Below are 13154 nucleotides of genomic sequence, written 5' to 3'. Positions count from 1 at the left end.
CCGGCTGCTGACAGTCCGTCAGGTTACAGCTAATCTGACAGACAGTCAGCTAGTGGTGCTCCGGCGGGAGGTGCACGATGCGCGGTGACCTGGAATGGGGCGGCGTCCCGGGTCTCGTACGGTCGGCGGCGGCCCGCTTCGCGGACCGCGAGGCGGTCGTCGAGGGCCGGACACGCGTCTCCTACGCGGAGTTGGGCGCCCGGGTGGAGCGCGCCGCGGCCGCCTGCATGGCGAGCGGCGTCCGCACGGGCGACCGCGTGGCGATCTGGGCCCCGAACACCCTCGACTGGATCGTCTCCGCCCTCGGCGCGGTGTCCGCGGGGGCGGTCCTGGTCCCCGTCAACACCCGCTTCAAGGGCGCCGAGGCGGCGTACGTCCTGGCCAGGAGCCGGGCGAAGCTGCTCTTCGTGACGGGAACGTTCCTCGGCACGTCGTACGTGGCCGCGCTGCGCCGGGCGGCGGGGGAGCCCGGGGAAGCGGACCCCGGGCCGGCCGCCGGACCGCTCCCCGGCCTCCCGCACCTGGAACGGGTGGTGGTCCTCGCGGACGACGCCCCCGCCGACTTCCGCACGTGGAAGGACTTCCTGGCGGACGGGGAGGGGGTGGGCCGGGACGAGGTGCGCCGTCGCGGGGCCTCGGTGTCCGGCGCCTCCCCCTCGGACATCGTCTTCACCTCGGGCACCACGGGCCGGCCGAAGGGCGCCCTGATCACGCACGCCCAGACCCTGCGCGGCTACGCGATCTGGAGCGACCTCGCCGGCCTGCGCGAGGGCGACCGCTATCTGATCGTGAACCCCTTCTTCCACACCTTCGGCTACAAGGCCGGGATCATCGCCTGCCTGATGCGCGGGGCGACGATGGTGCCGCAGCCGGTGTTCGACGTGGACGCGGTGCTCGCGAACGTGGCCGCGGAGCGCATATCCGTCCTCCCCGGCCCGCCCACCCTCCACCAGTCGCTCCTCGACCACCCCGCCCGCGACGCGTACGACCTCTCCGCGCTGCGGCTGGTGGTGACCGGCGCCGCCGTGGTCCCGCTGCGTCTGGTCGAGCGCCTGCGCACCGAACTCGGTGTGGACACGGTCCTGACGGCGTACGGGCTCTCCGAGGCGAGCGGCATCGTCACCATGTGCCGCAGGGGGGACCGGCCGGAGGTGATCGCCTCGACCTCGGGCCGGGCGATCCCGGACACCGAGGTACGGGTGGCGGACGCCTCGGGAGCCCCGGTGGCCCCCGGAACCCCCGGCGAGGTCCTGGTCCGCGGCTTCAACGTGATGAGCGGCTACTTCGAGGACGCGGCGGCCACCGCCGAGGTGCTGACGGCGGACGGCTGGCTGCGCACGGGCGACGTGGGCGTCCTCGACGCCGAGGGCAACCTCCGCATCACCGACCGGATCAAGGACATGTTCGTCGTCGGCGGCTTCAACGCCTACCCCGCCGAGATAGAGCAGGTGCTCGGCCTGCACCCCGAGGTCGCCGACGTGGCGGTCGTCGGCGTCCCGGACGGCCGCCTCGGCGAGGTCGGCAGGGCCTACGTGGTCCGCCGCCCGCACTCCGCGCTCACGGCCGACGACCTGATCACCTGGTCCCGCCGGGAGATGGCCAACTACAAGGTGCCCCGCACGGTCGCCTTCGTCGGCGAGCTGCCCCGCAACGCGAGCGGGAAGGTGGTGAAGGGGGAGCTGCGGGGGCGGTGATCCCCAGGGTCCCGGGCCCGGACAGGCGGCGTCCCGGCCCCGGACACACGGCGACCGCGGCGGCTCCCCCTCCGCGCCGCCGCGGTCGATCCCCGTGTGATGTGAGTCCGTTCCCCCCCAGGCGGGACTTAGACCGGCTCGCCCGTCGCGTGGATGTTGTCCGTCGAGGCGTCGCCGGTGCCGTCGTCCTTGGTGATCGGGTTCTTGCCGGTGAGCGGCTCGCTCGTGGCGTGGATGTTGTCCGTGGAGTCCCCGCCCGTCGGCTCGCCCGTGGCGTGGATGTTGTCGGTGCTGTTGGTGTCGCTCATGGTGGCTGTCCCCCTGACAGTCTTGGTGCGTTGTTTGGAGCGGCCCGTCCGGCAGCTCCCCCGTGGGCCGCCGGACGGGCACTCGGGGCCGATCACCTTAGTGCTACGGCCTCAGGTCGTCCCGCCTGCCCCCCGACGCGACGGATCGACAACACAGAGACTGCCGTGCGGCGATAAACGAACGATGAACGCGCGGACGCGCGAACGCCGATGAGGCACCGGGACAGCACTCAGGCGACGGCCATCGGGTTGAGGAGTGCCCTGACCGTGGCGGCCTCCGGGGCCCCCAGCGTCTGGAAGATGTCCAGGGACTCGCGCCAGCAGACCTGGGCCCGGCCGGAGTGGCCGATCGCGTTCAGCGCCTGTCCGAGCACGACGAGGACGTTGCCCCTGCGCCACTCGCCGCCGATGCCGCGCAGCACCGTCAGGGCCGTCTCGGCGTTCGTCGCCGCGGCGGCCGGGCGCTGGGCGGCGAGATCGGCCTCCGCGAGGCGGAACAGGGACATGCCCTCCCACAGCCGCTGGCGGCTGTTGCGGAACACCGCGAGCGCCTCGGTGAGACGGGCGGTCGCCTCCGACAGCCGGCCGCTCTGGGTGAGGGCGAGGCCCAGCGCGTAACGGCCGTTGGCGCCCTTCAGGGCGTGGCCCATGTCGTCGTACATGTCGGTGCCCTGCTGGGCCAGCGACACGGCGCCGCCGGTGCGTCCGGTGGCGAGGTGGATGCGCGAGAGGTTGCACAGGGCGCTGGCCTCGCCGGCCCGGTCGTGGCAGGCCCGGAAGCTCTCGATCGCCCGGGTGAGATGCGCCTCGCCGTCCTCGTACTGGTTCTGCAGGAGGGCGATCACACCGAGGGTGTTGGAGGCCCAGCAGCTCGTCAGGTGGTCCGTCTCGGCGGCCAGTTCGAGGGCCTGCGCGGCGGCCTCGCGGGCGGGGTCGAAGCGTCCGGTGTAGTAGTGGACGTAGGCCACGGTGACCAGCGCCCGCGCCTCGGCGTGGGCGTCGGCGGCCTCCCGGGCGGCCTCCCGCAGCGCGGAGGCGACCACCTCGTACGCCTTGGAGTTCGTGCCGGACTCCGCCAGGTCCACGGAGGCCCACAGCGCGTCGACGGAGCGGCGGAGGAAGCCGTCCCTGGTGGACTGCCGGACACACGCCAGCAGGGAGATCGCCTCCGAGTACAGCCAGTCCTGCGCCCGGTGCCGGTCCCCGAACACCAGCCCCGGGTACGCCGTCGGCTCCAGGTGGTCCACCAGGCGGTCCCCCGGGCGTTCGATCGCGTACACCCCCGCCGCCGTGGCCAGGTAGAAGTCCAGCAGCCGCGACATGGCCGCCGCCCGCTCGCTCGGCGGCTGTTCGTCGCGTTCGGCGCACGCACGCGCGTAGAGGCGTACGAGGTCGTGGTACCGGTAGCGGCCGGGGGCCGCCGACTCCAGCAGGGAGGTGTCGACGAGGGACTCCAGGAGGTCCTCGGTGTCCTCGGCCGGGAGGCCGAGCACCGCCGCCGCGGCCGCGAGCGAGATGTCCGGGCCGTCGGCGAGGCCCAGCAGGCGGAAGGCGCGCGCCTGGGCCGGCTCCAGCTGGCCGTAGCCGAGCTCGAAGGTCGCCTTGACGGCCAGGTCGCCGGCCTGGAGCTCGTCCAGCCGGCGCCGTTCGTCGCCGAGCTTGGCCGCGAGCACCGACACCGTCCAGGTGCGGCGGGCCGCGAGCCGGGACGCGGCGATGCGGATGGCCAGCGGCAGGAAGCCGCAGGCCGCGACCACGTCGAGGGCGGCCTCCCGCTCGGAGGCGACCCGTTCCTCGCCCACGATCCTGGTGAAGAGCCGCAGCGCCTCCTCGGGGGACATCACGTCGAGGTCCACCAGGTGGGCGCCGGCCAGGTCCACCATCCGGATGCGCGAGGTCACCAGGGCGGCGCAGCCCGCGGTGCCGGGCAGCAGCGGCCGTACCTGGGCGGCGTCGCGGGCGTTGTCCAGCAGGACCAGGACGCGGCGGCCGTCGAGGACGGAGCGGTAGAGCGCCGAGCGTTCCTCCAGCGAGTCCGGGATGGCGGAGTCCGCCGTTCCGAGGGCCCGCAGGAAGGCGCCGAGGACCGTCTCCGGCTCCGCCGCCCGTGATCCGGCGCCCTGGAGGTCGACGTAGAGCTGCCCGTCGGGGAAGGAGCCGCGGGCCTGGTGCGCCACGTGCACCGCGAGCGTGGTCTTGCCGACGCCGCCGATGCCCGCGAGCGCCGAGACGGCCATGACGCTGCCCTCCTCGGAGGACGCGGCGGCGAGGACGTCGCTCAGTTCCTGCACGAAGGACGCCCGGCCGGTGAAGTCGGTGACGGTCGCCGGGAGCTGGGCGGGGCGGACGACGGCGACGACGGGCTCCGCCTTCGGGGCGGAGGGCTCCGCGAGACCCGGGTCCGCCCGGAGTATGCGCTGCTGGAGTTCCTTCAGCCCCGCCCGCGGGTCCACCCCCAGCTCGTCGGCGAGCAGCCGCCGGGTGTCCGCGTACACGGCCAGGGCCTCCGCCTGGCGGCCGGAGCGGTACAGCGCCAGCATCAGCAGTTCCCGCAGGCGTTCGCGCAGCGGGTGCGCGGCGGTGAGCGCGGTGAGTTCGGAGACCGCCTCCGCGTGGAAGCCCTGTTCCAGGTCCATGTCGAGGCAGGATTCGAGGAGTTGCAGGCGCCACTCCTCCAGGCGGGCCCGCTGGGTCTCCGCGTGGGGGCCGGGGATGCTCGCGAGCGGTTCGCCGTCCCACAGGGCGAGGGCGTCCCTGAGCAGGTCGCGGGCGCGGGACAGGTCGCCCGCCGCGCGCGCCTTCTCGGCGTCGGCGGCGAGTTCCTGGGCGTTCACGTGGTCGAGCGCGCCCTCGGACAGGGAGCGGATGGCGTAACCGCCGGACTCGCTCACCAGCACCTCGGCGCCGAGCGTCTTGCGCAGCCGTGAGGCGTACGTGCGCAGGGCGGCCAGCGCCTGGGAGGGGGGCTCGTCGCCCCACAGGGCGTCGATGAGTTCGGCGGCCGTGGCCGTGCGGCCGTCACGGAGCAGCAGCGCGGCCAGCAGGGCGCGTTGCTGCGGGGACCCGGCCGGCAGCGGATCGTCCCCGAGCCAGGCGCGCACCGGGCCGAGCACGCTGAAGCGCAACGCCGCGGGCTCCTCGGGGCCCGGACGTTCCTGCTTCGGTACGCGCGGCACACCGTCCATCGCTGTCCCCCTGCCGAACTGTCAGTGCAACGAGGCCAGTTTGCCTTGTTCATGGCGGATGCGTCAGCCGTGCCGGGACAGCGATCACGGGGCGCCGCACGGTGATCACACGGTCCCCGCACGGCCTCCTCACACTTCCCCGGCCGTTCATCCGCCCGCAGCCGTCCGCCGCGTCCCCCGCCGGGCGTCCGGGGGGCCCGCGGCGGGCGGCGAAGGGGGCGCCGCCACATAGCTGACGCACCGTCAGATCAGCGCTACCGTGGCCGGTATGGAGACCACGGAAACCGCGCAGAGCCCCTCGGCGGACGCCCCTGCCGCCTTCCCGAGGATCATCTCGGTGGACGACCACACGGTCGAGCCGCCCGACGTCTGGCGGGACCGGCTGCCCGCGAAGTACCAGGACACGGGACCCCGCATCGTCCGCGCCCCGCTGAAGGAGATGACCTTCCTGGGCGGGAAGTTCGCACCCGTGATGGGCGCTCCGGGCGACGAGGGCCCCGTCGGGGACTGGTGGGTCTACGAGGACCTGCACCGGCCCCTCACCCGTCTCGACACGGCCGTGGGCTACGACCGCGACGAGATCCGGCTGGAGGTCATCACGTACGACCAGATGCGCCCCGGCTCGTACGACGTGCCGCGGCGGCTGGCCGACATGGACGTCAACCACGTCCAGTCCGCCCTCTGCTTCCCCACCTTCCCCCGGTTCTGCGGGCAGACGTTCACCGAGGCCGCCGACCGCGAGCTGGGCCTCCTGTGCGTGCGGGCCTACAACGACTGGATGGTGGAGGAGTGGTGCGGGTCCGACGCCCGGGGGCGGCTGATACCGCTGACGCTCGTACCGCTGTGGGACGCCCGGCTCGCGGCGGACGAGGTGCGGCGCAACGCCGCCCGTGGCGTGCGCGCGGTGGCCTTCTCCGAGATCCCGCCGCACCTCGGGCTCCCGTCCGTGCACACCGACGACTGGGACCCCTTCCTCGCCGCCTGCGACGAGACCGGCACCGTCATCGCCATGCACATCGGCTCCAGCAGCCGGATGCCGTCGACCTCGGCCGACGCGCCGCCCGCGGTCGGCTCCACGATCACCTTCGCCAACTGCTGCTTCTCGATGGTCGACTGGCTGATGAGCGGCAAGTTCGAGCGCTTCCCGAACCTGAGGGTGATGTACGCCGAGGGCCAGATCGGCTGGATCCCGTACATCCTGGAGCGCGCCGACGTGGTCTGGGAGGAGAACCGGGCCTGGGGCGGGGTGGCCGACAAGGTCCACCGGCCGCCGTCCGAGCTCTTCGCCGACCACGTGTACGGCTGCTTCTTCGACGACGCCTTCGGGCTGCGGAACCTCGACGCGATCGGCGTCGGCAACGTCCTCTACGAGACCGACTACCCGCACTCCGACTCCACCTGGCCGAAGTCGAAGGAGGTCGGCGAGGCCCAGATGGGGCACCTGGCCCCGGACGTCGTCGAGCGGATCGTACGGGGGAACGCGATCGGCCTGCTGGGGCTGACGGAGGACGGCCTCTGGGCGGGCTGAGGGCCCGCCCGCCCCCGCCCGCCCGTGCGCGCCCGGCGCTCCGGAGGGCCGCGCGGCCGGTACCCGCCCGCCTCTTGCCTGACGATGCGTCAGCGATGAGCATGGTGGCGCAGCCCGGTAAATGACGGACCGTCAGATAAGAGGTGCGGGTCATGCGAACACTGCCCGAAGGGCGGCTGGAGTACGGGATGCAGCTCCCGGTCCAGTCGCAGAGCACCATCTACGCGGAACCCTGGGAGGCCGCCGCCGGCGTCGACGACCTCGTCGAGATCGCCCGCGTCGCCGACCGCTCCGGATTCGCCTACATCGCGAGCTGCGACCACGTCGCGATCCCGCGCCGGCTCGCGGACGCCATGAGCACCGTCTGGTACGACCCCGTCGCCACGCTCGCCTTCCTCGCGGCCGCGACCGAGCGCGTCCGGCTGCTCAGCCACGTCGCGGTCGTCGGGCTCCGGCACCCGCTCGTCACGGCCAAGCAGTACGCGACCCTCGACCACCTCTCGGGCGGGCGGCTGGTCCTCGGGGTCGGCGCCGGGCACGTACGGGAGGAGTTCGAGGCGGTCGGGGCCGACTTCGAGCGCCGGGGGGCCGTCCTCGACGAGACGATCGACGCCCTGCGCGCCGCGCTCGGGCCGGACGAGTTCCCCGTCCACCACGGCAAGACCTACGACTTCGAAGGGCTCGGCCAGCGGCCCAGGCCCGCCCAGGAACGGGTCCCCGTGTGGGTGGGCGGCTCCTCGCCCGCCGCCGTGCGCCGGGCCGCGCTGCGCGGCGACGGCTGGCTGCCGCAGGGTGATCCGCGCGACCGGCTGCCGGGCCAGATCGCCCGGCTCACGGCCCTGCGTGCCGAGGCGGGCGTCGAGGAGCCGCTGACGATCGGCGCCATCGCCGAGCCGCTGTACGTCGGCGAGCCCGGCTGGGAGGTCGGGCGGCGGACGCTGAGCGGACCGCCCGAGGTGCTGGCCGCCTCGCTGCGGGAGTACGCGGCGATGGGCGTGCACCAGATCCAGGTGCGGTTCCGCAGCCGGAGCCGCGCCGAACTCACGGACCAGATGGCGGCGTTCGGCGCGGACGTCGCACCCCACCTCGGCTAGGGAGTCACGGCATGGGCAAGCTGGACGGGCGGGTCGTCCTGATCACCGGCGCGGCGCGCGGGCAGGGCGAACAGGAGGCGCGGCTCTTCGCGGCGGAGGGCGCGCGCGTGGTCGTCGCGGACGTCCTCGACGACCAGGGGCGGGAGCTCGCCGAGGAGATCGGCGCGCACTACGTCCACCTGGACGTGAGCCTGGAGGCCGACTGGACGGCGGCGGTCGCCTCCGCGAAGGCCGCGTACGGGCGGATCGACGGGCTGGTCAACAACGCCGGCATCCTGCGCTTCAACGCGCTCGTCGACACCCCGCTGGCCGAGTTCCTGCAGATCGTGCAGGTCAACCAGGTCGGGGTGTTCCTCGGGATCAAGACCCTCGCGCCCGAGATCGCCGGGGCGGGCGGCGGCACGATCGTGAACACGGCGTCCTTCACCGGGCTCACGGGGATGGCGTACGTGGGCGCGTACGCGGCGACCAAGCACGCCATCGTCGGCCTCACCCGCGTCGCGGCGCTCGAACTCGCGGACAAGGGGATCCGGGTCAACGCCGTCTGCCCGGGCGCCGTCGACACGGCCATGAGCAACCCGGCGCAGCTCTCCGGCGGCACCGGCGGCGAGGAGGCCTCGCAGGCGCTCGACGCGTTCTACGGCAAGCTCGTGCCGCTCGGCCGGATCGGCCGCCCCGAGGACGTGGCGAGGCTCGCCCTGTTCCTGACCGGCGAGGACTCCTCGTACATCACCGGGCAGCCCTTCGTGATCGACGGCGGCTGGCTCGCGGGCGTGAGCGTTCTCTGACGCAGCGTCAGCTATTGACGGTGCGTGCGCGCGGTGGAACAGTCGGCTCAATGAATCTGACGGTATGTCAGATAACTGGATGGGGACGGTGAACCGCCTTGGAATTCGGGCTCTTTGTACAGGGATACGTGGGCAAGCGCGCCGAGACCGACCCGCTCGCGGAGCACAAGGCGCTGATGGAGGAGACCGAGTACGTCATCCAGGCGGACAAGTCCGGCTTCAAGTACGCCTGGGCCTCCGAGCACCACTTCCTGGAGGAGTACTCGCACCTGTCGGCCAACGACGTCTACCTCGGCTACCTCGCGCACGCCACCGACCGCATCCACCTCGGCTCCGGCATCTTCAACCCGCTCGCCCAGGTCAACCACCCGGTCAAGGTCGCCGAGAAGGTCGCCATGCTCGACCACCTCACCGGCAACCGCTTCGAGTTCGGCTCCGGACGCGGCGCCGGTTCGCACGAGATCCTCGGCTTCCTCCCCGGCATCACCGACATGAACCACACCAAGGAGATCTGGGAAGAGACCATCGCGGAGTTCCCGAAGATGTGGCTCCAGGACGAGTACGTCGGCTTCCAGGGCAAGCACTGGTCGCTTCCGCCGCGCAAGATCCTGCCCAAGCCGTACGGGAAGTCGCACCCCGCGATGTGGTACGCCGCCGGATCGCCGCCCTCGTACGCCATGGCCGCCCGCAAGGGCCTCGGCGTGCTCGGCTTCAGCGTGCAGAAGGTCGCCGACATGGAATGGGTCCTGGAGCAGTACAAGACCGCCGTCGTGGACGCCGAGCCCGTCGGCGACTTCGTCAACGACAACGTGATGGTGACCACCACCGCCATCTGCGCGCCCACCCACGACGAGGCGATCCGCATCGCGGTCGGCGGCGGACTGCACTACCTGCCCTCCCTCGTCTTCCGCTACCACGACACCTTCCCGCGCCCCGAGGGCTTCCCCGTCTGGCCCGAGACCCTCCCCGAGTACAACGCGGAGTTCGTCGAGCTCCTCATCGAGGAGGAGCTGCTGATCTGCGGCGACCCGGACGAGGTGCTCACCCAGTGCAAGCGCTGGGAGCAGGCGGGCGCCGACCAGCTCAGCTTCGGGCTCCCCGTCGGCGTCCCCAAGGAGGAGACCCTCCAGACGATCCGGCTCATCGGCGAGCACGTCGTCCCGAAGATCGACACCGACCCGGTGCACCGCACGACCCGGTTCCGCCAAGCCGCCTAGGGGGTACTTCCGCGATGCTCGACCATCTGATCAGGGGCGCGACCGTCGTGGACGGCACGGGAGCGCCCGCCCGCACCGCGGACGTGGGCCTGCGGGAAGGCCGGATCGCCGTGATCGGCACGGTCACCGAACCGGCCCGGACCAGCGAGGACGCCCACGGACTCGTCCTCGCCCCCGGCTTCGTCGACCCGCACACCCACTACGACGCCCAGCTCTTCTGGGACCCGTACGCGACCCCCTCCCTCAACCACGGCGTCACCACGGTCGCGGGCGGCAACTGCGGCTTCACCCTCGCCCCGCTGAACCCCGGCCGACCCGAGGACGCCGACTACACGCGCCGCATGATGTCCAAGGTCGAGGGCATGTCCCTGGTCGCCCTGGAGGAGGGCGCGCCCTGGAACTGGCACACCTTCGGGGAGTACCTCGACGCCCTGGAAGGCCGGATCGCCGTCAACGCGGGCTTCATGGTGGGCCATTGCGCGCTGCGCCGGTACGTGATGGGGCCCGACGCGGTGGGCGGACAGCCGACCGGGGAACAACTCGACGCCATGCTGCGGCTGTTCCACGAGGCGATGGACGCCGGGGCCTGGGGCTTCTCCACCACCCAGTCCTCCACCCACTCCGACGGCGACGGCCGCCCGGTCGCCTCCCGGCACGCCCTGCCCGCCGAACTCCTCGCCCTGGCCCGGGCCGTGGGGGAGCACGAGGGAACCCAGATCGAGGCGATCACGGCCGGCTGCCTCGACCGGTTCAGCGACGACGAGATCGACCTGTTCGTGGAGATGAGCGCGGCCGCGGGCCGCCCGCTCAACTGGAACGTCCTGACGATCGACTCCGCCGTCCCCGAGCGCGTCCCGCGCCAGCTGGAGGCGAGCGAACGCGCCCGCAAGGCAGGCGGCCGCGTCGTCGCGCTCACCATGCCGATCCTCACCCCGATGAACATGTCGCTCGGCACCTTCTGCGCCCTGAACCTGATCCCCGGCTGGGGCCCGGTCCTCGCACTGCCCGTCCCCGAGCGCATCGCGAAACTCCGCGACCCCGGGGTCCGCGCCGAGATGCTCGGGCGCGCGCAGAGCAAGGAGGCGGGCGTCTTCCGGCGCCTCGCCGACTTCGGCCGGTACGTCATCGGCGACACCTACAGCGACGCGAACGAGGGCCTGACCGGGCGCGTGGTGCGGGACATCGCCGCCGAACGCGGCCAGGAGCCGTTCGCCTGCCTGGTGGAGATCTGCGCGGCCGACGGACTGCGCACGGTCCTGTGGCCCATGCCCACCGACAACGACCCGGACTCCTGGGCCCTGCGCGCCGAGACCTGGCGGTACGAGGACGTCCTGCTCGGCGGCTCCGACGCGGGCGCCCACCTGGACCGCATGTGCGGGGCCCCGTACACCACACGGTTCCTCGGCGACTGTCTGCGCGGCCGCGGGCTCGCCTCCCTGGAACAGGCGGTGAAGATGCTCACGGACGATCCGGCGCGGCTGTTCGGGCTGCGCGGCCGAGGGCGCGTCGAGGCGGGGTTCCACGGGGACCTGGTGCTCTTCGACCCGGAGCGGATCGACGCAGGCAAGGCCACCCTGGTGCACGACCTGCCGGGCGACAGTCCGCGTCTCGACTCCCGGGCGATCGGGGTGCGGGCCGTGTGGGTCAACGGGGTCGAGGCGATACGCGACGACGTGGTGACCGGCGCGGTGCCGGGCAGGGTGCTGCGGTCGGGCCGCGACACCCGGACGGTGAGCACCCGGTGACGGCGCGGGGGAGCACCGGGCAGCGGCTGTTCATCGGCGGGGAGTGGGTGACGCCCGACCACGGCTTCTACGAGGTGACCGACCCGGCGACCGAGAAGGCGGTCGGACTCGCCCCCGAGGCGTCGCGGGCCCAGGTGCACGCGGCCGCCGCGGCGGCCCGCGAGGCGTTCGGGCCCTGGTCGCGCACACCCGCCGAGGAGCGGGCCGCCCTCCTCGCGCGGGCGGCGGACGCCATCCGGCGCAACTTCGTGGCGTACGCCGATCTCGCCCAGGCGGAGAGCGGCGCCACCACCGGGACGGCGCGCGGGATGCAGGTCGGGGTCGGGGCGGCCCGCTTCCGGCGCTACGCGCGGCCCGAACCGGTCGAGAGCCCGCTGCCGCCGCAGGTCAACGAGGCGGGACCGTTCGGCCCGGCCGCCGTGATGGGCGCGCTGGCCGTGCGCCGGCCCGTCGGCGTGGTCACCTGCATCACCTCGTACAACAACCCCTGGGCCAACCCGGCGGGCAAGATCGCCCCCGCACTGGCGATGGGCAACACCGTGGTGGTGAAGCCGGCCCCGCAGGACCCGCTGTCCGTGTACCGGATGGCAGAGGCGCTGGAGGCGGCCGGTTGCCCGCCGGGCGTGGTGAACGTGGTCGGCGGTTCGACGGCGGAGTCCGGCGAGGCCGCGGTCGACTCCCCGGACGTCGACATGGTCAGTTTCACCGGCTCCACCGCGGTCGGGCAGCGGATCGCCGAGGTGTGCGGGCGCGGCATGAAACGCCAGCTCATGGAGCTGGGCGGCAAGGGCGCGGCGATCGTCTTCGACGACGCGGACCTGGCCTCGGCGGTGTCCGGCATCGGCACGACCTTCTCCTTCTACAGCGGACAGATCTGCACGGCGCCGACGAGGGTGCTGGTCCAGCGGGGCGTCCACGACCTCCTGGTCCGGCAACTGGCCGACTACGCGGGCCACTTGAAGGTGGGCGATCCGCGGGAACGGGGCACGGTGGTCGGCCCGGTCATCTCGGCGGCCCACCGCGACCGCGTCGAGTCCTACGTCGAACTCGGCCGCAAGGAGGGCGCGCGGGTGGTGGCGGGCGGCGAACGCCCCTCCCTGCCCAGCGGCTTCTACGTCGCGCCCACCCTCCTCACCGACTGCACACCGGAGATGAGGGTCGTGAGGGAGGAGATCTTCGGCCCGGTCGTCGTCGTCCTGCCCTTCGACGACGAGGAAGAGGCGATCGCCCTCGCCGACGACTCCGACTACGGCCTGATCGACTACGTCTGGTCCGGGGACGTGGCCCGCGCCTTCCGCGTCGCGGGCCGGCTGCGGGCGGGCGGTGTCGGCGTGAACACGGTCGGCCGCAACATGGAGGCCCCCTTCGGCGGCTTCAAGAAGAGCGGCGTCGGCCGCGACGTGGGCTCCTACGCCCTGCACGCGTACAGCGAGACACAGGCGATCGTCTGGCCGGGGTGAGGCCGTCCGGGGGCGGCCGCACCCCCGCCCGGCCCCCGGCGCCGGGGGATCGGGTGTTTGGGTTCGCGGGGTCTTATAAAAAAAAACCAGCCCCCCAGACACACCAAAAAATCGGTATGCGGGGTGGGGGTTTGA

The 13154-nt window shown here is 72.9% G+C and carries 9 protein-coding genes; 7 read left to right on the top strand and 2 right to left on the bottom strand.

All coding sequences use genetic code 11. The features are described 5' to 3' along the window. Window positions 1-77 precede the first annotated feature (77 nt). Window positions 78-1694 (top strand): FadD3 family acyl-CoA ligase, encoded by a 1617-nt coding sequence (locus tag ACFW6B_RS08960; RefSeq protein ID WP_386593578.1) that lies wholly within the window; start codon window positions 78-80, stop codon window positions 1692-1694. Between the two features lie 128 nt (window positions 1695-1822). Here ACFW6B_RS08960 and ACFW6B_RS08955 read toward each other — a convergent pair whose 3' ends face one another. Both ACFW6B_RS08955 and ACFW6B_RS08950 read right to left on the bottom strand, forming a co-directional pair. Further along, entirely contained in the window at window positions 1823-2002 is a 180-nt protein-coding gene (locus tag ACFW6B_RS08955) for a hypothetical protein (RefSeq protein ID WP_386593576.1), read from the bottom strand. A gap of 230 nt (window positions 2003-2232) precedes the next feature. Beyond that, entirely contained in the window at window positions 2233-5187 is a 2955-nt protein-coding gene (locus ACFW6B_RS08950) for a BTAD domain-containing putative transcriptional regulator (RefSeq protein WP_386593574.1), read from the bottom strand. Window positions 5188-5455: 268 nt separating this feature from the next. On the opposite strand from ACFW6B_RS08950, the gene ACFW6B_RS08945 reads away from it, so the two are divergent. The 6 genes from ACFW6B_RS08945 to ACFW6B_RS08920 all read left to right on the top strand — a co-directional run bounded on the left by ACFW6B_RS08945 (window position 5456) and on the right by ACFW6B_RS08920 (window position 13019). Then, window positions 5456-6715, top strand: a complete 1260-nt coding sequence (locus ACFW6B_RS08945; RefSeq protein ID WP_386593572.1) for an amidohydrolase family protein — start codon at window positions 5456-5458, stop codon at window positions 6713-6715. Window positions 6716-6867: 152 nt separating this feature from the next. After that, window positions 6868-7809 (top strand): TIGR03619 family F420-dependent LLM class oxidoreductase, encoded by a 942-nt coding sequence (locus ACFW6B_RS08940; protein WP_386593570.1) that lies wholly within the window; start codon window positions 6868-6870, stop codon window positions 7807-7809. Window positions 7810-7820: 11 nt separating this feature from the next. Then, window positions 7821-8597, top strand: a complete 777-nt coding sequence (locus ACFW6B_RS08935; RefSeq protein WP_386593567.1) for an SDR family NAD(P)-dependent oxidoreductase — start codon at window positions 7821-7823, stop codon at window positions 8595-8597. Between the two features lie 98 nt (window positions 8598-8695). Next, window positions 8696-9814 (top strand): LLM class flavin-dependent oxidoreductase, encoded by a 1119-nt coding sequence (locus ACFW6B_RS08930; protein WP_386593565.1) that lies wholly within the window; start codon window positions 8696-8698, stop codon window positions 9812-9814. Between the two features lie 14 nt (window positions 9815-9828). Beyond that, the gene (locus ACFW6B_RS08925) at window positions 9829-11559 is read left to right on the top strand and encodes an amidohydrolase family protein (protein WP_386593563.1); all 1731 of its coding nucleotides are present in this window, start codon (window positions 9829-9831) and stop codon (window positions 11557-11559) included. Continuing rightward, complete coding sequence (locus ACFW6B_RS08920) at window positions 11556-13019, top strand: aldehyde dehydrogenase family protein (protein ID WP_386593561.1); 1464 nt, start codon at window positions 11556-11558, stop codon at window positions 13017-13019. The genes ACFW6B_RS08925 and ACFW6B_RS08920 overlap by 4 nt, the downstream gene beginning before the upstream one ends. Window positions 13020-13154 lie beyond the last annotated feature (135 nt).

The organism is Streptomyces sp. NPDC058751 (assembly GCF_042746485.1).
In the GTDB taxonomy this organism is placed as follows: domain Bacteria; phylum Actinomycetota; class Actinomycetes; order Streptomycetales; family Streptomycetaceae; genus Streptomyces.
Note: the sequence above shows the minus strand (reverse complement) of the source record. Positions and strands in the feature narration are given on the sequence as shown.